The sequence below is a fragment of the Streptomyces sp. NPDC002619 genome (assembly GCF_042889305.1).
In the GTDB taxonomy this organism is placed as follows: domain Bacteria; phylum Actinomycetota; class Actinomycetes; order Streptomycetales; family Streptomycetaceae; genus Streptomyces.
In genome coordinates this window covers 82,765-104,715 of record NZ_JBIAQV010000010.1, presented here as the reverse complement: position 1 = coordinate 104,715, position 21,951 = coordinate 82,765, and the positions used below count along the sequence as shown (strand labels likewise).

Sequence of the window (21,951 nt, the reverse complement as noted above, 5' to 3'; positions counted from 1 at the left end):
GCGGGCCACGCTGGACCGAGATCTGGTGGGATGCCGATGTGCGGGAGATGTTTCATGCGGGTGGTGTGCGCGCTGCTGGCGGCGCTGACCGGCGTCCTGCTGGCGGGATGTCAGCGATCGTCGTCGGGTGGCGCGGGTGCGGACGGGCGCGGCGGGCGGCCGACACCTGTCGGCAACTCGACCTCGGCGTACGGCGAGCGGGTCCTGGCCGTCGGCGAGTGCAGTTCGTTCGGTACGGCGAGTTTCACCGAGGTGCCGTGCGCGAGTGAACGGGCGGCCGCCCGGGTCGTCGCCCGTTACGACGGCCGGGTCGGCGACGGTCCGCCGTGCCCGCCGACCACCGACTTCGTTCTCCACATCAGCGCCCAGCCGCCGGTGGAGGGCAGCGACGCCTCCATCCCGCAGGGCTACGCCTGCATGCGCAACCTGGAACCCCCGCACCCCGGCGACCCCGGCGGCGGAGGCGGTCCCCGCACGATCGCCGGGGACTGTGTCTACAGCGCGGGCAAGGGCGAGGTCCGCGAGACCGCGTGCGACGGGTCGGGGAAGCGGAAACCGCAGTACAAGGTCACCGGAGCCGTGGCCACTCTCGCCACGTGCCCTGCTGCCACGGCCCTTTACGTCCAGCTCGGCGGCAAGGCCCCGGTGGGCTGCGCCCGGCGGATGTAGCCCACCGGGCGCAGCCCTTGAGTGTCACGGGCGCAGCATCGGCTCCCGCTCCACCTCACGGACGTCCAGCTTCGCGTCGTAGCGTGCCAGCGGCTTCGCCGCCAATGGGTTCGACCGGACCGTCGGGGACGCGACTCCGGCCCACTCGAGGATCCGGGCCGTGGCGAGCGCCTTCTCGTCGGCGACCAGGCCGGCCACGTTCGCACCGTGGTTCATGCCGGGGGCGGTGAAGACGTACGAGTCCTTCGCACCGTGCCCGAGGCGGAACCGCTCGGCGCCCCAAGGGTCGTTCTGGCCGTAGACGTAGAGCATGTGGTGGGCGTTGTGCCGTACCCAGCTGTCCACGTCGCGCATCGCGCTCGGCTGGAACTTCATCGGGATGGCGCGCGGGACGAAGTTCCGCGGCGGCTGGTAGCCGTACGTGACGTACTTCTTCTCGATGTACGGGAAGTGGATCGTCGGCGCACCCAACTGGGTGCCCGCCTGGTAGTAGTACGGCGTGTACGGCTCCAGGCCCTGGTCCGTGTAGAAGGAGAACCCGGAGATCGTGTCGACCGAGTTCCAGATCTCGTCGTCGGTCGCGGTCTTCGCGTCCGCCGGGATCGTGTTGCAGTCGGACAGCAGGCTGTACTGCCAGAAGCCCCACACGTAGTCGAGGACGACGGCCTCGTAGGCGCGGTCCAGGCTGCCGACGGTGGTGAAGGTGTAGCCGTTGTCGGCCGCGTACGCCGCGTACTTCTTCTCCAGCGGCTCACGGCGCACCAGCGCCTCCCGCTGGACCGCGTTCAGCCGGTCCCGGCACTCCTTGGTGCCGACCTGCGTGAAGAAGCGGTCGTACGCCGAATCCTCGTTGTTGACCACGTCGTTGGGGGCGACGTAGGCGACGACGCCGTCCATGTCGCCCGGGTAGAAGCGCTCGTAGTAGGTGGCGGTCATGCCGCCCTTGGAGCCGCCCGTCGCGATCCAGTTGCCGGAGTAGACGGCCTTGAGGGCCTTGAAGATGCGGTGCTGGTCGCTCGCCGCCTGCCAGATGTCGAGCTTGGACCAGTCGGCCGGGGCCGGGCGGGAGGGTGTGAAGAAGCGGTACTCCATGGAGACCTGGTTGCCGTCCACGATCTGGGTCGGCTCGCGGCGGCTGGGGGTCGTGGAGACGTTGTAGCCGCCGGTGTAGAACACCGTCGGGCGGCTGACGTCCTTGTGCAGCACGGTGATCCGCTGCTGGAACGTGCCCTTGGACGGGTGCCGGTGGTCGACCGGCTGGGTGTAGTTGAGGACGAAGTAGCGGTAGCCGGTGTACGGCTTCTCCTCGATCAGGCTCATGCCCGGTATCGCGAGGAGCTGTTCCTTGATGTCCGTGGTGCCGGTCGTGGCCGCCGGCTGGGCCGCGGTGGCCGCCCCCGCCGTGCTCAGCGTGCCTATGAGCACCGTGAGCGCGAGCAGCCATCTGAGCGCCTTGCGCATGCACCCTCCCTATGAGAACAGATGTGCGCCGGAAGCTATCGGAGCAACCGCCTTCACACCAGGGGGGTTTGCGTTATGTGGTCACGTCGGTGCTGTCACGCCCTCAGCAGAGAATCCAGCCGGAGCTGACCGAGCCCCGGCCCACCGAGCCCTTGACCCACACGCAGCGGTGCCCGGCATGGACCGTGACCGGGCCGGCCAGTTGTGCGTACCGCCCCCGGTCCACGACCGGCCGGTTGCCGCGCGCCTGCACGCTGACCGACATCAGGCGCCTCGTGCCGGGGTTCTTGGGGAGGGTGACGGCGCAGACGTAGCCGTTGCGCTTGTAGATGTGCACGGTGCCGGTGGAGAAGGGCAGGGTCTTCACCTGGCGTCCGGCGCAGCCCCCGTTCGCCGCCGCCTGCGCGCTGCCGGGTGCCACGAGCGCGAGCACCCCGGACGCGGCCAGCACGGCCGCGCCCAGCGCCAGTCGTCGGCGTATCGCACCACTGTCCACTGTCGCCCCTCCCGTACCGCACCCCTGCGCCTGCCATGGACGTACTGATGTACGGACGCACGACGTATGTCGGATGGTTGCACGGCCGTCAGCGGAACGCTGTGCCGGGTCTCAACGGGCCACGCCCACCGGCTCCTCCGGCTCTCCCTCCCCCACGAACGTGCGCCACAGCGACGCGTACCGGCCGCCCCTGGCCAGCAGTTCCTCGTGGGTGCCGTCCTCCGCGACCCGGCCGTGATCCATCACCACGACCCGGTCCGCGCGGGCGGCGGTGGTCAGGCGGTGGGCGACGACCAGGGTCGTACGGCGGCCCGTCAGTCGGTCCGTGGCCTGGTTGACCTGTGCCTCCGTGGCGAGGTCGAGGGCCGCCGTGGCCTCGTCGAGCAACAGCACGTCGGGATCGACGAGTTCGGCGCGGGCGAGGGCGATCAGCTGGCGCTGGCCCGCCGAGAGGTTGCGGCCGCGCTCGGCGACCTCGTGGAGGTAGCCGCCGTCGAGTGTGGCGATCATGTCGTGCGCGCCCACCGCCCGTGCCGCCGCCTCGACTTCGGCGTCGGTGGCGTCGGGGCGGCCGTAGGCGATGGCGTCGCGGACGGTGCCCTGGAACAGGTACGCCTCCTGCGGGACGACGCCCAGGCGGTGCCGGTACGACGTGAGGTCCAGGGCGCGCAGGTCGGTGCCGTCGACGGTGACCCGGCCACCCGTCGGGTCGTAGAACCGCGCCACCAGCTTGACCAGCGTCGACTTGCCCGCACCGGTCTCGCCGACGAAGGCGACGGTCTGCCCGGCGGGGATCGTCAAGTCGATGCCGGTCAGGGCCTCTTCGTCGGTGCCGTACGCGAAGTGCACGTCCTCGAAGGCGATGTCGCCGCGCAGGGACAGCACGTCGAGCGGTGCGTCGGCGGCCTTGGTGGACGTCGGCTCCTGGAGCAGCTCCTGGATACGGCCCAGGGAGACGCTGGCCTGCTGGTAGCCGTCGAAGACCTGGGAGAGCTGCTGGACGGGGGCGAAGAACAGGTCGATGTACAGGAGGTAGGCCACCAGCGCGCCGGTGGTCAGCGTGGCCGCCTCCACCCGGCCTGCGCCCGCGATCAGTACGGCGGCCGCGGCGACCGACGACAGGAGCTGGACGAACGGGAAGTAGACGGAGATCAGCCACTGGCCCCGGATGCGCGCGGCGCGGTAGTCGGCGCTGCGCTCGGCGAACCGCCGTCCGCCGTCCCGCTCGCGCCGGAAGGCCTGCACGATACGCAGCCCGGAGACCGACTCCTGGAGGTCTGCGTTGACCACCGAGACGCGCTCGCGGGCCAGTTCGTACGCCTTCACACTCGCCCGGCGGAAGAAGACGGTGGCGACGATCAGCGGCGGCAGCGTGGCGAACACCACCAGGGCCAGCTGGATGTCGATCACCAGCAGGACGACCATGATCCCGAAGAAGGTGACGACGGAGACGAACGCCGTGACCAGACCGGTCTGCAGGAAGGTCGAGAGGGCGTCGACGTCGGTCGTCATCCTCGTCATGATCCGGCCGGTCAACTCGCGCTCGTAGTAGTCGAGTCCGAGGCGCTGGAGCTGGGCGAAGATCTTCAGGCGCAGGGAGTACAGGACGCGTTCGCCGGTGCGGCCGGTCATCCGGGTCTCGCCGATCTGCGCCGCCCACTGCACGAGGACGGCGCCCAGACCGAGCAGCGACGCCGCCCACACGGCGCCGAGGGCCATCCGGGTGACGCCCTGGTCGATGCCGTGCCGGATCAGGACCGGCAGCAGCAGGCCCATCCCGGCGTCGACGGCGACAAGCAGCAGACTGACGAGGAGGGGGAGGCCGAAGCCGCGCAGCAGGCGCCGGAGGCCGTACGACTCCTCCGCCCGGACCGCCCGTGCCTCGTCGATACCGGGGGTGTCGGTCGCCGGGGGCAGGGCCTCGACCTGGGCGAGGAGCTCGGGGGTGGCCGGGGTGCCCGCGAGGGCCATGTCCTTCGGTTCGCGGTCGCCGGTCCACAGGTGCGGGGTCACCCCGCGTTCGGCGTGGAACTCGGCGTCCAGCTCCTCGCGGACCGTGGTGTCCTCCGAGGCGGCCGCGGGCAGCGCGTGGCCCGGGGAGACGCCGCCCAGCTCGTCCGGGTCGGTCAGCAGACGGCGGTAGAGGGCGGAGCGTTCCTGGAGCTCGTCGTGGGTGCCGATGTCGGCGAGCCCGCCGCCGTCGAGGACGGCGATGCGGTCGGCGAGGTTCAGGGTGGAGCGGCGGTGGGCGATCAGCAGAGTGGTCCGCCCCTGCATGACCTGCTTGAGGGCCTCGTGGATCTCGTGCTCGACCTGGGCGTCCACGGCGGACGTGGCGTCGTCCAGGACGAGCAGCCGCGGGTCGGTGAGGATCGCGCGGGCGAGGGCGACACGCTGGCGCTGGCCGCCGGAGAGGGTCAGACCCTGCTCGCCGACCTTGGTGTCGTAGCCGCCCGGCAGCTCGGCGATGAAACGGTCGGCCTGGGCGGCGCGGGCGGCGTTCTCGATCTCCTCCTGGGTGGCGTCCGGGCGGCCGTACGCGATGTTGTTGCGCACGGTGTCGGAGAACAGGAAGGAGTCCTCGGGGACCAGGCCGATCGCGGCCCGCAGCGAGTCGAGGGTCAGCTCGCGGACGTCGTGGCCGCCGACGAGGACGGCGCCGTGGGTGACGTCGTAGAAGCGCGGCAGGAGCAGGGAGACCGTGGACTTGCCGGAGCCGGAGGAGCCGACGACGGCGAGGGTCTCGCCGGGGCGGATCTCGAAGCTCAGCCCGTCGAGAACCGGGCGGTCGTCCGCATACCCGAAGGACACGTCGTCGAACTCGACCGTCGCGGGCGCGTCGGCGGGCAGGACCTTCGTGCCGTCCCGCATGGTCGGCTCGGTGTCGATCAGCTCCAGGACGCGCTCGGTGCCAGCGCGGGCCTGCTGGCCGACCGTGAGGACCACGGCGAGCATCCGGACCGGGCCGACGAGCTGGGCGAGGTAGGTGGAGAAGGCGACGAAGGTGCCGAGCGTGATGTGCCCGCGTACGGCGAGCCAGCCGCCCAGCGCCAGCATGGCGACCTGGCCGAGGGCGGGTACGGCCTGGAGAGCCGGGGTGAACTTGGCGTTCAGCCGGATGGTGCGCAGGCGTCCCGCGAAGAGCCGCCGGCCGACCTCCCTCAGCTTGCCGGTCTCCTGCTCCTCCTGTCCGAAGCCCTTGACCACGCGGACGCCGCTGACGGCGCCGTCGACCACGCCGGCTACGGCGGCGGCCTGGGCCTGGGCGTACCAGGTGGCGGGGTGCAGCCGGGTGCGGCTGCGGCGGGCGATCCAGGCCAGCGCGGGGGCCACGGCGAGGGCGACCAGGGTCAGCGGCAGCGACAGCCAGGCCATGATCACCAGGGAGATCAGGAAGAGCAGCACGTTGCCGATGGTCATGGGCAGCATGAAGAGCAGGCCCTGGATCAGCTGGAGGTCGCTGGTGGCGCGGCCGACCACCTGGCCGGTGGACAGCTCGTCCTGACGCCGTCCGTCGAGCCGGGTGATCGCGTCGTACATCTCCGTCCGCAGGTCGTGCTGGACGTCGAGGGCGAGCCGGCCGCCGTAGTAGCGGCGGATATAGGTCATGGCGTAGACGAGTGCGGCGGCGCCGACCAGGGCGCCCGCCCAGGGGCCCATGGCGCGGCTGTGGTCGCCGATCACGTCGTCGATGATCACCTTGGTGACCAGCGGGACCAGCGCCAGGACCGCCATGCCGGCGAGGGAGGAGCCGAGGGCGAGCACGACGTCCTTCGGGTGCCGCCACGCGTACCCGGCCAGCCGTCCTGCCCATCCCCGTTGCGGTGTCACGCGGGTGCCTCCCAGTTGACCTGATCTTCCGGAAGGCACCAACGCACAAGGAAGCGGATTTCATCCCTCCGCAACAAAACGCTCCGCTGGGTTCGGCCGTCGTCACAGAGCGGGTCCGTTGTGGCGCAGAGGGAGGAGCGGTCTGACGGGGCGGCGAGGGGGACGGTGGGCGAACAGGCGTGCCCGGCGGCGGTCAGGAACATGGCCGCCGCCGGGCCGGCGGTGAGGGTGCGCCACCGTAGGACGGACCGGTGACACCGTGGAGGGTCAAACCCCGGCGGCCGCGAGGTCCTTGTGGATCACCTTGGCGACGCCCTGGATGGTGGTGATGCCGTAGTTCATGGTGCTGTTGCCGTGGGTCAGCACCGTGATCATGTAGTCGTGGCCGCCGCCCTTGAAGGTGCCGACGCTGTGCACGCGCCAGCCGTACGTGGAGCGCTGGAGCCAGCCGTTCTTGACGTGCCACGAGACTCCGGAGGGAAGGCCGTACGGGGTGCCCCAGCGCTGCGACGAGATGACCTGACCCATCAGCTTGAGGATGTAGGCGCGGGAGTTGTCGCTCAGGACCGTGTTCTTGGCGGTGATCAGCTTCAGCAGCTTCTGCTCGTCGGTCACCGTGATCTGGGTCAGTCCCCAGTAGCCGTTCGCGCCCGGCTTGGTCTGGGTCATCCCGGCGGCGCTCAGGAAGCCCTTGATCTTCGTCAGACCAAGCTGCTTCCACAGGGCGCTGGTCGCATTGTTGTCCGACTTGGTGATCATGGCCTTGGTGAGGGTGACCTCACGGTCGGTCAGATACCGGTTGTGCTTCTTCGCGTCCCACAGCAGCGTGGCTAGGACGGTCACCTTGACGACGCTGGCCGAGTCGTAGGCGGTGGAGGGGCGCAGGGTGCAGGTCGTCTTGGTGGTGCGGTCGTAGAGGCCCACGGCGATGGTGCCCTTGCGGGTGGCGAGGGCGGCCGTGATGTCCTTCTTCAGCTTGGTGGCGAGGCCCGCCTTGGCGGACGTACAGCTGACCGTGGGTGTCGCCGCGGCGGCGGGCGTGGCGGCGACGATGCCCGGTATGAGCACCGCGCCGCCGACGGCGGCCGCCAGCACTCTGGCACGTCTGGGTGTCGGATGAGTCATGCCCTCTTGACGCACGAGTTCGAGGGAAAGGTTGTACGACCCGGAACCCTTTGCGGATTCCCGGCACACTCAGCGCATCTCGACCCCGCGGACGTCGGCTGAAGTCCCGCCCGGATCAACCGACTTGCCGGATCCCGTCGCGCAACGGGGCCTGCCCCTCAGTCCGGAAGTGCCTTGCGCAGGGCCTTGTCGAGGCTCTGCGCCAGCTCCGTGTCGCTCGGTGGGTGGTCGCCGAACAGGGGGCCCAGTTCCGTGGTGAAGGTCTGGGTGAACGCCCCGTAGAGCGGGGTGCGCGGGCGCTGGACCGCGTTGCGCAGGGCCGGGAGCAGGATGTCGCGGGCGTACTTCGGGCGGCCGGCACCGTCGCGCGGCATGTGGTCGGTGCTCTCACCGGTCGGGGATGCCGAGGGCGCGGCGACGGACGTACGGGCGTGCGAGCAGGTCAGTCCGTCGTTCTCGTAGGCCGAGGTGCGCGTCGCGGCGAACCCGGCGTCCAGCAGGCAGCGTTCGCTGTCCTGGTCGGTGAGGAACTTGATCAGGTCGGCCGCCTTGGCCGCCCGCTCCGAGGAGCTGGTCACCGCGAGGTTCTGGCCGCCGAGCACCGCCTTGCCGGGCAGCGGGGCCACGCCGAGCTGTTTCTCCGTGAACGTCTGGAACAGGGCTCCGTAGGCATAGGGCCAGTGGCGCACGAAGGCCGTGCGGCCGTCCGCGAAGTCGCTGAGTGTGCCGGCCTCGTCGGAGTGGACGGCGTCGTCGAGGGTGTACGCCGATGCCGTCCGCAGCCGCAACTCGCCCACCCCGTCGGCCAGTTCCTGCTCGGAGGCCGCGTAGTGGCCGTCGGCGTCGGTGAGCCGGAAGTCCTTGACGGCCGAGGCGAACGCCTCGATCGCGTTGACGGTACGGCCCTCGTACCCGGCGAGCTGGGTGGTCCAGCCGGCCTCGTAACCCTTGGGATGCTTGCGGTCGACGGCGTCGAAGAGCCGCTGCAACTCGTCCCACCTGACGCCCTTGCTCAGGTCGGTGCGCTGGGCGCCGGCCTCGATCAGATAGTCGCGCCGGTAGTACAGCAGCCCGACGTCGCTGTTGAACGGCACCGCGTACCGCTTGCCCTTCCAGTCCCCCGTGCCCGCCACCGAGGGCACGAGGTCGGTGGGTTTCTCGACGGCGGTGTCGGGCAGCGGCTGGATCAGCTTCGCCTCGGCGAACTCCGGCACCCAGGTCACGTCCAGGTTGACCACGTCGTACGTGGCGCTGCCCGACTGCAGGGCGCCGAGCAGCTGGCTGCGCTGTTCGTCGGCGGAGCCGGGCAGCTCCACCAGGCGGGCGTGATAGCCGGAGTCACCCTGCTGACGGTTCCAGGCGTCGATGAGCTGCTGTCGTATGCCGTTCTTCCCGGTGACGTCCCGCCCGCTGGCGACCACGATCTCGCCGGCTGTCTCGGCGGTGGCCTTCGGGTCCGCGCCGCCGCCCGGCCCGCCGGTGCAGGCGGCCAGCAGCAGTGCCGGCGGCAGGAGCAGCGCGAGGAGTTTGTGTCGCAGGGCCGTCACTGCTCCCCCGTTCCCGTGCGGGCGACCTCGTCGTGCAGGCCCGCGCCGAGGTCGTCGCCCGCGTCCAGGCAGCGCCCGCCGCTCGTCTCCGAGATCAGCGCGTCGGCCCGGCCCCGGTCGCAGCCGCCGCTGGTCAGCGACACCATGGCGACCGGCACGCCGGCCTGGTGGGCCTTGTCGAGCACCTGGGTGAGCTGCTCGCCCTTGAGGCGGTTGTCGTCCTCGTCGTCGGTGAGATAGACGATCAGCTGCGGATGGTCGTCGTCCTTGCCGCGGCCCGCCATGTCGGCGAGCGCGGCGAGCAGGGCGACGCGCGGATCGGCCTCGGCGTCGCGCACCCGCGTCCTGTTCGGGTCGGCGAGGACGCGCTGTGCCTCGCCGTTCTTGTGGGGGCCGAAGGGCAGCAGGTCGGTGTGGCCGCTGCCGGTGGTTCCGTACACCGCCCACACGCCGTACTCGTCCTGGGGGCCGAGCCCGCCCAGGGACTGCTTCAGGAGCCCCGGCCCGCCGCTGGGTCCGTCCCACCGCCCCTGCATGGAACCGGAGCTGTCGAGCAGGAAGAGCACCCGGCCGGGACCGTTGGCACTGCGGTACTTCTCCAGCGCCGTGTCCATCCCCGTCCCTCCCGCCGCCTCCAGGAGCGGGCCGGGGTCCGACAGCACCCCGGGACCGAGCTGCGAGGTCAGCAGCGGGTGCCCGGCGGACGCGCTGCGGAAGCCGTCCGCACCGAACACCTTCAGCCCGTTCACGCCCGTCAGCCAGTCGCGGAAGGCGTTCACCGCGTCCTGGCGTGCCTCCGTGTCACGTTCGGCGTCCCGCCAGCTCACCCGCACGAACGTCGGCTCGAGACCAGGCACGTCATTGGGATAGCCGGCCGTGCGCGGGGTGCGGGTCGCCCCGTCGCAGCCGACGCCGCTCTTCAGCAGGAACTCCGGGACCAGGGCCGCGGTGCTGTTGTCCACGGGCTCGTTGTCGGGCAGCGTGCACAGCAGATCGGCGGCCGTCGGCGCGGGCGGTCCGGACTGCGCGAGGCGCTGCTCGCCGCCGCGGGCGTCGGCCGAGCCGCCGTACAGGCCCATCGTCGCCAGCAGTGCCGCGTCGGTGTACTCCGGGTCGGTGCGGCGCACGTCCGCTTTCGAGTCCCTCTTCTCCAGGTCGTCGATCAGCTCCACCAGCGAGCGGCCGGTGCGCTGCGCGTCCCCGCCGCCGGCGAGCCCGTTCGGGACGGCGAGGACGACCGGCGAGTAGGCGAACGGCGCCTGGTCCGGCTCCAGTTGTGCGCGGACGCGGCCCTCCTGCCCGATGGTGACCCGGCCGACGTCCGCGTGGGCGGCGGGGATCCACACGTCCGGCTGCGGACCGACGTCCCGCTGCGGGTCGTCGTCCTCCCCCGGGTCCTGCCAGGCGTCGGTCCGCTCGCGCAGCGCGGTCACCGCGTCGGCGGCGCCCGCGCTGTAGACGGTGATTCCGGTACGGCGGCATCCGGCGCCGGTGGTGTTCGCGTCGGAGGTCAGATAAGTGGCAGCGGCAAAGCGGACGGTGGACTCCAGGTCGGGGTCGGTCATGACCCGCAGCTCCAGGGGCGGTGTGCAACTGCCGTGACCGGCGGCCAGGGTGGCGATGCCGTAGCCACCGAGAGTGGTCAGGGCGAGGGCGAGCAGCAGGACGAGTACGGCGCGCAGATGACGCCTGACCCACGTGGTGCCGTTCCGGAGGCGGGTGCGGAGGGCACCCAGGACACGTATCCAGGGCGACGGGCGTGGTGGGAGCTGCGGGGTCGGCCGTCTTGTGTACGGCTGCCCGAACCCGCGGCGCAGCAGCACGTCCTCGCCCGGCTCCCATGCGGCCTGCGGCTCCTGCGCATCGCCGAACGCGGTCACGTGCCCGGCCCGGCCCATCCGGTTCTTCAGCTCGGCGTAGAGATCGGAGAGCCACAACTCTCCGTCATCGTCCAGGAGTTGTACGAGTTCCTCGGTGAAGGGCGTCGCCCCGCTGCCGTCACCGCCGTCGATGAGACGGTTGGACTGCACGCTCATCAGCAGCAGGATCTTTTCCCGGTGGGGGCCCTTGAAGTTCTGCCAGATCCCGGCCGCGTTGCCCGCATAACAACAATCGAGGACGACCACCACCCGCTCGGCGCGGCTGCCGGCGAGCTCGACCAGCACCTGGAGGAGCCGAGCCGAGTTGGGGAACACGTCGTGCAAGCCGGCGGACACGCGCGCGTTGCGCATCTGCAGGAACAGCTCGTCCCCCGAGTTGGAGACGATGCCGTGCCCGGCGAAGTAGAACAGCAGCAGGCCGTCCGTCTCCTGGGCGGCGTGGTGCAGTGCCTCGTCGAAGACGTCGTGGTACGGCGACGGACAGACGACGATCTCGCCCTGGCCGAACACACCTGACTTGTGCAGGGCGTTCTTGAGCCGGTTGCGATTGTGGTGGACGGCCGGGAGCTGGCCCGGCACCCCGTCCGGTGTCTCCGCCGTGATGTAGTCGTACTCGGACACGCCGACCAGCAGCGCCCGGTTCGTCTTACCGCGCGGGTCGTAGCGGCTCACCGGACTACCTCTCGTCGGAGTCCAGCGGCTCGACGCTCGGCGTGGGTGATTCCCCGCTCTCCACCCGTCCCCGGTTCTCCAGCCAGGCCCGCACCGCCCGTTCGACGTACCCCATGAGTCCCGTGACGGCGGCCGAGGTGGCGGAGCCGAGCACCACGAGCACGATCTCCGTGCCGAAGCCCATGTGCCCCGGGGGCTGGTCCGTGCGGTGCCGCACTTCGATGCGGAGAGTGTCCTCGCGGATCCGCTCCTCCAGCGGCTTCTCCCGCTCGAGCCACGCCTTCAGAGCGTTGACGTCACTGTCGCTCGCTCTGCCGTCCAACCGGACCCGCACGCCTAATTCGGGCACTGCATCCCCCTCAGTCATGGTCCACATCATGACACCGGCCCCCGTGCCGGAGGGAGACCTCGGACCGACCTGGCGAAAGCGCTTGCGCGACAACCCCAACACCGCCACGGAACAAACACAGTTCAGTCCAGGTGCGTGGGCGCGAACATCCGCAGCAGCGCCGGGAGTACGACCACCGACGGGCCGGGGGACGTCAGCGCCTTCGCGAGGTCGGCCTCCAGGGTCTCGGGGGTCGTACGGGCTCCGGGCACCCCGAAGGACTCGGCGAGCGCCACGTAGTCGGGGCGCGTCAGTTCCGTCGCCGTCGCCTCGCCGAACGCGTCGGTCATGTACTCGCGCAGGATGCCGTAGCCGCCGTCGTCGACGATCAGCCAGGTGACGTTCAGCCCGTACTGCCGGGCCGTCGCCAGCTCGGCGATCGAGTAGAGCGCGCCGCCGTCGCCGGACACGGCGAGGACCGGGCGGCTCGGGTCGGCGGCGGCCGCGCCGAGCGCCGCCGGGAAGCCGTAGCCGAGACCGCCGGCGCCCTGGGCCGAGTGCATGGTGTTCACACCCTGCGGGTCGAAGGCCGACCACGCCCAGTACGCCAGGATCGTCATGTCCCAGAAGGACGGTGAGCCGGCGGGCAGCGCAGCCCGGACCGCTCTCAACACGTCCTGTTCCAGGGTGAGTTCCTGGGAGGCGATCCGCTCGGAGACACGGGAGAGCAGGTTCCGTACCCGCTCCGGGGCCGTCGGGTCCGTCCGCGCGTCCACCGTCTCCAGCAGGGCCTGGAGCGCGAGGCGCGCGTCCGCGTGGATGCCCAGCGCCGGGTGGTTGGCCTCCAGCTTGCCGAGGTCCGCCTCGATGTGAATGACCCGGCCACGCGGTTTGAACGTGTGGTAGTTCGAGGAGAGTTCACCGAGGCCCGAGCCCACCACGAGGACCACGTCCGCGTCCTCGAGGAAGTCGGTCGTGTGACGGTCCTCCAGCCAGGACTGGAGCGAGAGCGGGTGCGTCCAGGGGAAGGCGCCCTTGCCGCCGAAGGTCGTCACCACGGTGGCGTCGAGCTTCTCGGCCAGCTGCTTCAGCTTGCCGGAGGCGTCCGCCCGTACGACTCCGCCGCCCGCGATGATCGCCGGGCGTTCGGCGCGGGACAGCAAGTCGGCAGCCACAGCCGTGAGTTCGAGGCGCGGTGGCAGCTCGTCCGGGGTCGCGTCCACCGCGGTCACCACCGGCACCGAGGTCTCGGCGAGGAGGACGTCCTGCGGGATCTCCACCCACACCGGGCCGTGCGGAGCGGTCAGCGCCGACCTCCAGGCCGCCGCGATCGCCGAGGGGATCTGCGACTGGGTGCGGACGGTGTGGACCGACTTCACCACACCCCGGAACGAGGCGGACTGGTCCGGGAGTTCGTGCAGATAGCCGTGCCGGCCGCCGCCCAGACCGGCGCTGGGGATCTGGCTGCTGATCGCCAGGACCGGGGCGGAGGCCGCCGCCGCTTCCTGGAGCGCGGCCAGTGAGGTCAGCGCGCCCGGCCCGGTCGACAGGAGCAGCGGCGCGGCCTCGCCCGTGATCCGGCCGTACGCGTCCGCCGCGAACCCGGCGTTGTTCTCCACCCGCAGGCCCACGTACCGCAGGTCGGAGCGGCGCAGCGCGTCGAACATGCCGAGGGCGTGCTGGCCGGGCAGACCGAAGACGGTGGTCGCGCCGAGCCCGGCCAGGGTCTCCACGACCAGGTCTCCGCCGTTGCGTCCCGGGGGAGGATTCAGCGCTGCCGAGGTCTGTGCCGCCGTGGGACGGAGCACCAGGTCGTGGTCGTGCGTCACTTCGCGCGAGCCTCCGCGATCTGCAGGGTCATGATCGTGGTCAGTTCGTACGCCGTGTGGGAGGCCGCCACCGAGGTGATCTCCGCGTGGTCGTACGCGGGGGCGACCTCGACGACGTCCGCCGAGACCAGGTTGCAGGATGCCAGCCCGCGCAGGATCTCGAGGAGTTCGCGGGAGGTCATGCCGCCGGCCTCAGGCGTGCCCGTGCCGGGCGCGTGGGCCGGGTCGAGGCAGTCGATGTCGATGGAGATGTAGAGGGGCCGGTCGCCGATGCGCTGCCGCAGCTGGTCGGCGACCTCGTCGGCGCCGCGCCGGTAGATGTCGGCGGAGGTGACGATGCCGAAGCCCATCTTCTCGTCGTCGGTGAGGTCCTGCTTGCCGTACAGCGGGCCGCGCGTGCCGACGTGGGAGAGCGCCTCGGTGTCGAGGATGCCCTCCTCCACCGCCCGCCGGAACGGGGTGCCGTGCGTGTACTCGGCGCCGAAGTAGGTGTCCCAGGTGTCGAGGTGCGCGTCGAAGTGGAGCAGGGCGACGGGGCCGTGCTTCTTGGCGACCGAGCGCAGCAGCGGGAGCGCGATGGTGTGGTCGCCGCCCAGGGTCATGAGACGGGCACCGGTGCCGAGCAGCTCGTCGGCCGCGGCCTCGATGGTGTCCACGGCCTCGTTGATGTTGAACGGGTTCACGGCGATGTCGCCGCCGTCCGCGACCTGGGCGAGCGCGAAGGGGGAGGCGTCCTGCGCCGGGTTGTAGGGGCGCAGCAGCCGGGACGCCTCACGGATGGCGTTGCCGCCGAAGCGGGCGCCCGGCCGGTACGAGACGCCGGAGTCGAACGGCACGCCCACCACGGCTACGTCGGTGGTGCCGACCTCGTCGAGCCGGGGCAGCCGGGCGAAGGTCGCGGGACCGGCGTACCGCGGGATGCGGGAGGAGTCGACAGGGCCGCGGGGCGTCTCGTTGCCGCTCATGGTGGAATGCCTTCTTTCCTGCGCTTCATCGCGCACGTACCGCTTGTTCTTCTTGTACGTCTTGTCGTACGACTCTACTGGTGAGCCGGGACCGGTTCGGACGCGCGATCAGGGGCCCTTCCGGCGAGCCGGTCCCGCCAGGCGGACAGGACGGCCGCGTCGGTGGGTTTCGTCGCCAGGGAGACGGCGACGTAGACGACGAGGGAGGAGAGCAGGCCGTAGTAGACGGGCTCGTTGGCGAGGATGCCGTATCCGGCCATCAGGCCGATGACGGCGAGGCCGCCGACGATCACCGAGGCGAGGGCGCCGTGCGCGGTGCCGCGCTTCCACAGCAGTCCGCCGAGGATCGGGACGAGGAGGCCACCGACGAGGAGGTTGTAGGCGACGGTCAGCGCCTCGACGACGTTGTTGAGCGCGATGGCCGTGCCGATCACGGCGACGCCCATGATCAGGATGAAGGCGCGGTTGCCCCTGACCTCGTCGTGCGCGTCCGTGTCAGGGCGTACGGCTCCCCGCAGCCGGGACCAGATGTCGTTGTTGGCGACGGTGGCGCAGGCGATCAGCGCGCCCGAGGACGTCGACATCACGGCGGCCAGGGCGGCGGCCAGCACCAGGCCGCGCACACCGACGGGGAGTTCGTCCTTGACGATGGTCGCGAAGGCCTCGTCGGGGCTGCCGAACTTGGGGTAGATCACCTTGGCGGCCGTGCCGATGACGGCGCCGGCGAGGGCGTACGCCAGACAGTAGGTTCCGGCCACCGTGCCGCCCCACTTGGCGGTCTTGTCACTGCGGGCGGTGAACACGCGCTGCCAGATGTCCTGACCGATCAGCATGCCGAAGGTGTAGATCAGCACGTAGGTGAAGATCGTCTCGCCGCCGATGCCCAGCGGGTCGAAGTACTCGGTGGGCAGCCTGGCCTTCATCTCGCTGAACCCGCCCGCCTTGACCACAGCGATCGGCAGGAGCAGGAGCAGCACGCCGATCGTCTTGACCACGAACTGCACCATGTCGGTGAGCGTGATGGACCACATGCCGCCGAGCGTCGAGTACGCGACGACGATCGAGCCGCCGAGGACGATCGCGACGGTGCGGTTCATGTCGAAGAGGACGTCGAAGATCGTGGCGTAGGCGATGGTCGAGGTGACGGCGAGCATGAGCGTGTACGCCCACATGACGACACCGGAGATCACCCCGGCCCGGCCGCCGTAGCGCAGGTCCAGCATCTCGGAGACGGTGTAGACCTTGAGGCGGGCGATGCGGGCGGAGAAGAAGACCGACAGGGCGAGCAGGCCGAGGCCGATGGTGAAGACCATCCAGGCGCCGGAGAGGCCGTACTGGTAGCCGAGGCCCACGCCGCCGATGGTAGAGGCGCCGCCGAGGACGATCGCGGCCATCGTGCCGGAGTACATGGCGGGACCCAGCCGCCGGCCGGCGACCAGGAACTCGCTCTTGGACTTGGCGCGGCGCATGCCCCACCAGCCCATGGCCAGCATGCCGGCGAGATAGACGACGATCACGGTGTAGTCGACGGCCATGCGAACCCACCTCTCGGTTGACGGCTGATGTGCTTCGGGGGTTGACCCTAGGTGGCCGAAAAGGGCCCTGGAAGTGTACGTTTCATCCACTGGAGCCGCAGGGAGTGAAGGAAACGCACACCATGCCGGAGCCCTCTGTTCCGCCCACGCCACCGGTGCCCCTCTCGGCGCTGCTGGCCCGCGAGGACCTGGGCCTGCGCCAGATCGCGGGCCCCTCCGATCCGGACATCGTCATCCACTGGGTGCACACCTCGGAGATGGCCGACCCGTACCCGTACCTGCTGGGCGGCGAGCTGCTGCTGTCGGCGGGCGTGCACATCCCGGAGGCGGCGGGCTCGGGCACCTACTTCGACGACTACGTGGGCCGGATCGTGGCGGCGGGCGGCGCGGCCCTCGGCTTCGGTCTGGCTCCGGTCCACGACACGGTGCCGCGCGCGCTGGTGGCGGCCTGCGAGGCGTACGGCCTTCCCCTGATCGAGGTCCCGCCCCGGACGACCTTCTCCGGCATCGCCCGCGCCGTGTGGCAGCTGATGGCCGAGGCTCGGACGGCGGAGCTCCGCCGAGTCACGGAGGCCCAGCAGAGCCTCGCGTCCGCCGCATCCCGCCCCGACCCGATCCCCTCGGTCCTGCGCCGCCTCTCCCAGCGCCTGGGCGGCCTGGCGGTCCTGTACGGCCCCGACGGCACGCGGATCGCGTGGGCAGGGCGGGAGCCGGGCGACGAGGCACGGGCGGCGCTGGAGACACTGGCCGAGGTGGTCCGACCCACACGAGCCCAGGCCACCGCCCCGCAGCCCACAAGGGCACCGGCCCCACAGTCCAGACGGGCGCAGTCCCCCGTCCTGCGAACCGCAGAGACACCCGCTCCCGGCCCCCGTCCCGCGCAGGCACAGACCCCCGGCCCCCAGCCCGCCCAACCACCGGCCCCCGCCGGCCAACCCGCCCAGGCGCAGACCCACGGCCCCCAGCCCGCACAGGCACACGCCCCCGACCCCCGACCCGCCCAGGCACCGGCCCCCGCCGACCAACCCGCACGGACACAGACCCCCGGCCCCCAACCCGCCCAAGCACAGACCCCCGGCCCCCAGCCCGCACGGACACAGCCCCCCACCCACCGACCCAGACAGGCACAGGCCTCCATTCCCCGCCCCGAACAAACCCCGGCCCCGGCCTCGTCCCCCGCCCCCACCTCCGCCACCGACACCGTCGCGGGCACCCACCTCGCCGCCTACGCGCTGGGCACCGGGCAGGGCTTCGTTCTCGGGGTCGCCGCGTCCCGGCGTGAAGCCGGGGATCACACCATCGCCTCCGTCGCCGCCGTGCTGCTCTCCCTCCTCACCGGGGAGCATCAGAGCGGGGCCGGCGCGGCACGCGGGTCGGCGCTCGTACGGCTGCTGCTCGGCGCGCGGCCGGAGGACGTGGCGCCGCTCCTCGGAGCGGGCCGGTGGGTCGTCGTGCACGCCCGGCCCACGGACCAGTCGCCGGACGCCGTCGCCGCCTCCGCGCTGGGCGCGGCACTGGGCTCGGCGCTGGTCGACCTCGCCCGCGACGTCGTACGCGTCCTCGTACCGTCCGACCGCGAGCCCGCCCCGCAGCCCGGCTGGACCCTCGGCATCAGCGCCGCCGTCGCCCCGCACGAGTGGCCGGCGGCCGACACCCAGGCGGCCCGTGCGCTGGCCCGCGCCCGCGCCACCCGCACCGCACTGGTCCGGCACGGCAGCCGCCCAGGGCTGGGACAACTGGTCGCGCCGGACGAGGCGCAGGCGTACGCCCGTGAGCTGCTCGCGCCGCTCGCCGAGCACCCCGCGCTGACCGAGACATTGCGCACCTGGCTGTCCCTGCACGGGAGTTGGGACCGTACCGCGGTCGCCCTGGCCGTGCACCGCAACACCGTGCGGCAGCGGATCTCCCGGTGTGCCGCGCTCCTCGGCACGGACCTCGACGATCCCGACGTGCGCATGGAACTGTGGTTCGCCCTGGGGCAGGTGTGAGTGACCCGCGTCCCAGCGTGCGATACGCAGGGGAATCGCCCCCCGCCCTGCCCCACAATGGGGGCATGCCGATACCCGGGACACCCAGCCGCGCCGAGCTCGTCGACCACCTGGTGACGACCCGTATCGCGGGCGACGTCGCCACGCCCCGCGAGAACAACCTCTCCCACTACCGCAAGCTGGCCAACGGCGACCGCAACTTCTGGCTCGGCCTCGAACTCGACGACCGCTGGACCGACGAGCAGGACGTGCTCGCGGTGATGGCGGAGCGGGTCGGGGTGAACGACGACCCCGAGTACCGGTACGGACAGGACACGATTGACCCGGAGTTGACGGTTGACGCCCTGCACAGGATGGCCGCCCGGCTGCGCAAGGCCGCCGAGGGACGGCAGCGGGTGCTGTTCGCGACCGGCCATCCGGGCGGTCTGCTCGACGTGCACCGGGCCACGGCTGCCGCGCTGCGCGCCGCAGGCTGCGACATCGTGGTCATCCCGGACGGGCTGCAGACGGACGAGGGGTATGTCATGCAGTTCGCGGACGTGGCCGTCCTGGAGCACGGCGCGACGCTCTGGCACACCCACTCGGGCGAGCCGATGCGCGCCATTCTCACGGGACTTGAGCGCGAGGGCTCCACGCCGCCGGACCTGGTGGTCGCCGACCACGGCTGGGCCGGGTTCGCCGCCCAGCACGGCATCGACTCGGTCGGATACGCCGACTGCAACGACCCGGCCCTGTTCCTCGCCGAGTCGGAGGGCACGCTCCAGGTGGCCGTGCCGCTCGACGACCATGTGCTCAGCCCGCGTCACTACGACCCGATGACGGCGTATCTGCTGACGGAAGCGGGCCTGGCGTAAGGGAGTTCACACTCCTGTGCCGTTGAATGCCGCGATGTGCGGCCCTGTTGAGGGACCCGCACATCGCGTCTTCCATGTTGGGTCAGCGACCGCCGCCACCACCGTGACCGCCGCCACCGTGACCGCCGCCACCGTGACCGCCGCCACCGTGACCGCCGCCGTAGCCGCCATGACCGCCGCCGTAGCCGCCATGGCCGCCACCGTAGCCGCCATGGCCGCCACCGTGACCGCCGCCGTGACCGCCACCGTGGCCGCCACCGTGACCGCCGCCGTGGCCGCCGTCGTTTTGACTGTAGCTGCCGTGGTCATAGGAGTGTTCGGCCGCCGAGGCGGTGCCCGCTGTACCGATCGCGACGCCACCGGCGATCAGCACTCCGGCGGCAGACACCGCGAAAAGGCGCCTGGCACGTTGTGCTCGCATGAGAGATACCTTTCGTTCCATCGTCTCTCGCGTCTCCCGGAGGGAGGCTTGGGAGAGCGGATGGCCGCAGCCGCATGGAGCAAGAAAATGCGGCTCGGTCGTAGGTGTCACCGCGTATTCATCTGAAACGCACGGGCTCGGCCTGCGGTCTTCTGACCTGATCGGCCAGGGGTACCGTGCGTGCGGCTTTCACTCATAGAGCCTAGTCCCGCGCAGGCAACTCGGCACCTCGGGAATCCCACTGTCCACAGGGGTTACCGGGGGACGCGGACCACACCCTCCTGGATCACCGAGATGGCGAGTCTGCCGTCCTGGGTGTAGATGCGAGCCTGGCCGAGGCCCCGGCCGCCGTGCGCCGATGGCGATTCCTGGTCGTACAGCAGCCACTCGTCGGCGCGGAACGGGCGGTGGAACCACATCGCGTGGTCCAGCGAGGCCCCGACGACGTCACCGACGGCCCAGCCGCCGCGGCCGTGCGCGAGCAGCACGGAGTCGAGCAGCGTCATGTCGGAGACATAGGTGGCGAGGACGACGTGCAGCAGCGGGTCGTCGGCGAGCTTGCCGTTGGTGCGGAACCACACCTGGCTGTGCGGCTCGCGCGGCTCGCCGAACTTCCCGAACGGCGGCTCGTCGACATAGCGCAGGTCGATGGCCTCGCGGGCCTCGATGAACTTCTCGACGACCTGCGGGTCGAGGTGGCCGTAGTCGCGCAGCCGCTCCTCGGAGGTGGGCAGCGTGGCCGGGTCGGGCGCGGGCGGCATCTCGGCCTGGTGCTCGAGGCCGTCCTCGTACGTCTGGAAGGACGCCGACAGCGCGAAGATCGGCCGGCCGTGCTGGACCCCGATGGCCCGGCGGGTGGTGAAGGATCGGCCGTCACGGATGCGCTCGACGGTGTAGACGATGGGCGCGCCAGGGTCGCCGGGGCGCAGGAAGTACGCGTGCAGGGAATGGGCGAGTCGGTCCGCGGGGACCGTACGCCCGGCGGCGACCAGCGCCTGGGCCGCGACCTGTCCGCCGAAGACGCGGGGGACGACGGCGGACCGGGACTGGCCGCGGAAGATGTTCTCCTCGATCTGCTCGAGGTCGAGCAGATCGAGGAGATCCTGAAGTGCCTGGCTCATGGGAGTCAGTTGTACCCGCCAGTAATTTCGCGGACCTTACAGGCCCATGTCCTTTGCGATGATCGTCTTCATGATCTCGCTGGTCCCGCCGTAGATGCGGTTCACCCGGTTGTCCGCGTAGAGGCGGGCGATCGGGTACTCGTTCATGTAGCCGTAGCCGCCGTGCAGTTGGAGGCAGCGGTCGATGACGCGGTGGGCGACCTCGGTGCAGAACAGCTTGGCGCTGGCGGCCTCGGCGGGGGTGAGCTCACCGGCGTCGAGGGCCTCCGTCGCACGGTCGACGACGGCCTCGGCGGCGTCCACCTCGGCCTGGCAGGCGGCCAGCTCGAACTTGGTGTTCTGGAAGTGGGCGACGGGCTTGCCGAAGACGGTGCGGTCCTGGACGTACTGCTTGGCGAACCGGACGGCGGCCTTGGCCTGCGCGTAGGCGCCGAAGGCGATGCCCCAGCGCTCGGAGGCCAGGTTGTGGCCGAGGTAGTAGAAGCCCTTGTTCTCCTCGCCGAGGAGGTCCTCGACGGGCACCTTGACGTCGACGAACGCCAGCTCGGCGGTGTCGGAGGTCTTCAGGCCCAGCTTGTCGAGCTTGCGGCCGACGGAGTAGCCCTCGGACTTGGTGTCCACGACGAAGAGGGAGATGCCGTGGCGGCGGTCCTCGGCGGTGGGCGCGGAGGTGCGGGCGCAGACGATCATGCGGTCGGCGTGCACGCCGCCGGTGATGAAGGTCTTGGCGCCGTTGAGGACATAGTGCGTGCCGTCCTCGGAGAGCTTGGCGGTGGTCTTCATGCCCGCGAGGTCGGAGCCGGTACCCGGCTCGGTCATCGCTATGGCCCACATCTCCTCGCCGGTGACGAACTTCGGCAGGAAGCGCTTCCTCTGCTCGTCGTTGGCGAGCAGCTTGATGTACGGCAGACCGAGCAGCACGTGCACACCGGAGCCGCCGAACTGGACACCCGCGCGGGCCGTCTCCTCGTACATGACGGCCTCGAACTTGTACGAGTCGATGCCGGCGCCGCCGTACTCCTCGTCGACGCGGATGCCGAAGATGCCGAGCTCGGCGAGCTTGTAGTAGAACTCGCGCGGCGCGATGCCCGCGGCGAACCACTCGTCGTACACCGGCACGACCTCGGCCTCGATGAAGGCGCGGAGAGTCTCCCGGAACGCCTCGTGGTCCTCGTTGAACACCGTACGGCGCATCGCCGCCACCTCCACCGGGGGTTCTTCGGGCACTT

At 71.0% G+C, this 21,951-nt stretch carries 16 protein-coding genes; 4 read left to right on the top strand and 12 right to left on the bottom strand.

Annotated features, from left to right (window positions below; all coding sequences use genetic code 11):
• Window positions 1-54: 54 nt before the first annotated feature.
• Window positions 55-669 carry a hypothetical protein gene (locus ACFYXB_RS18580; RefSeq protein ID WP_389583400.1) on the top strand — a complete coding sequence of 205 codons (615 nt, stop codon included), beginning with the start codon at window positions 55-57 and terminating at the stop codon, window positions 667-669.
• A gap of 24 nt (window positions 670-693) precedes the next feature.
• On the opposite strand, the gene ACFYXB_RS18575 is transcribed toward ACFYXB_RS18580, so the two are convergent.
• From ACFYXB_RS18575 to ACFYXB_RS18530, 10 genes are all read right to left on the bottom strand, one after another.
• Window positions 694-2,130: a S28 family serine protease gene (locus tag ACFYXB_RS18575; RefSeq protein ID WP_389583398.1), complete on the bottom strand. Its 1,437-nt coding sequence runs from the start codon at window positions 2,128-2,130 to the stop codon at window positions 694-696.
• Between the two features lie 103 nt (window positions 2,131-2,233).
• Window positions 2,234-2,626: a hypothetical protein gene (locus ACFYXB_RS18570; RefSeq protein WP_351349845.1), complete on the bottom strand. Its 393-nt coding sequence runs from the start codon at window positions 2,624-2,626 to the stop codon at window positions 2,234-2,236.
• Between the two features lie 111 nt (window positions 2,627-2,737).
• Window positions 2,738-6,457, bottom strand: coding sequence for an ABC transporter ATP-binding protein (locus tag ACFYXB_RS18565; RefSeq protein ID WP_389583396.1), 3,720 nt, complete (start codon window positions 6,455-6,457; stop codon window positions 2,738-2,740).
• A gap of 267 nt (window positions 6,458-6,724) precedes the next feature.
• On the bottom strand, window positions 6,725-7,582 hold the full coding sequence (locus ACFYXB_RS18560) for a serine hydrolase (protein ID WP_351349849.1): 858 nt from the start codon (window positions 7,580-7,582) through the stop codon (window positions 6,725-6,727).
• A gap of 158 nt (window positions 7,583-7,740) precedes the next feature.
• A complete protein-coding gene (locus ACFYXB_RS18555) occupies window positions 7,741-9,129 on the bottom strand; it encodes an extracellular solute-binding protein (protein ID WP_389583392.1) in 1,389 nt (462 codons plus the stop codon).
• Entirely contained in the window at window positions 9,126-11,681 is a 2,556-nt protein-coding gene (locus ACFYXB_RS18550) for a caspase family protein (RefSeq protein ID WP_389583389.1), read from the bottom strand. The genes ACFYXB_RS18555 and ACFYXB_RS18550 overlap by 4 nt, the downstream gene beginning before the upstream one ends.
• Before the next feature lie 4 nt (window positions 11,682-11,685).
• On the bottom strand, window positions 11,686-12,030 hold the full coding sequence (locus ACFYXB_RS18545; protein WP_389583387.1) for a hypothetical protein: 345 nt from the start codon (window positions 12,028-12,030) through the stop codon (window positions 11,686-11,688).
• Between the two features lie 122 nt (window positions 12,031-12,152).
• Entirely contained in the window at window positions 12,153-13,838 is a 1,686-nt protein-coding gene (locus ACFYXB_RS18540) for a thiamine pyrophosphate-binding protein (protein WP_389583384.1), read from the bottom strand.
• Window positions 13,835-14,803: an agmatinase gene (speB, locus tag ACFYXB_RS18535; RefSeq protein WP_389583381.1), complete on the bottom strand. Its 969-nt coding sequence runs from the start codon at window positions 14,801-14,803 to the stop codon at window positions 13,835-13,837. Before speB ends, ACFYXB_RS18540 begins: the two co-directional genes overlap by 4 nt.
• Window positions 14,804-14,877: 74 nt before the next feature.
• Window positions 14,878-16,338, bottom strand: coding sequence for a sodium:solute symporter (locus tag ACFYXB_RS18530; protein ID WP_389583378.1), 1,461 nt, complete (start codon window positions 16,336-16,338; stop codon window positions 14,878-14,880).
• 122 nt (window positions 16,339-16,460) lie between these two features.
• On the opposite strand from ACFYXB_RS18530, the gene ACFYXB_RS18525 reads away from it, so the two are divergent.
• The 3 genes from ACFYXB_RS18525 (at window position 16,461) to ACFYXB_RS18515 (ending at window position 19,727) form a co-directional block, all read left to right on the top strand.
• Window positions 16,461-18,326, top strand: coding sequence for a PucR family transcriptional regulator ligand-binding domain-containing protein (locus ACFYXB_RS18525; RefSeq protein ID WP_389583375.1), 1,866 nt, complete (start codon window positions 16,461-16,463; stop codon window positions 18,324-18,326).
• A 65-nt stretch (window positions 18,327-18,391) separates the two neighbouring features.
• Entirely contained in the window at window positions 18,392-19,180 is a 789-nt protein-coding gene (locus tag ACFYXB_RS18520; RefSeq protein WP_389583372.1) for a phosphatase, read from the top strand.
• A gap of 103 nt (window positions 19,181-19,283) precedes the next feature.
• Window positions 19,284-19,727: a hypothetical protein gene (locus tag ACFYXB_RS18515; RefSeq protein WP_389583369.1), complete on the top strand. Its 444-nt coding sequence runs from the start codon at window positions 19,284-19,286 to the stop codon at window positions 19,725-19,727.
• A gap of 128 nt (window positions 19,728-19,855) precedes the next feature.
• Here the strand turns inward: ACFYXB_RS18515 and ACFYXB_RS18510 are convergent, their stop codons facing one another.
• Both ACFYXB_RS18510 and ACFYXB_RS18505 read right to left on the bottom strand, forming a co-directional pair.
• On the bottom strand, window positions 19,856-20,722 hold the full coding sequence (locus ACFYXB_RS18510; RefSeq protein WP_389583366.1) for an acyl-CoA thioesterase: 867 nt from the start codon (window positions 20,720-20,722) through the stop codon (window positions 19,856-19,858).
• Between the two features lie 36 nt (window positions 20,723-20,758).
• A complete protein-coding gene (locus ACFYXB_RS18505) occupies window positions 20,759-21,916 on the bottom strand; it encodes an acyl-CoA dehydrogenase family protein (RefSeq protein WP_351349978.1) in 1,158 nt (385 codons plus the stop codon).
• Window positions 21,917-21,951: the final 35 nt, after the last annotated feature.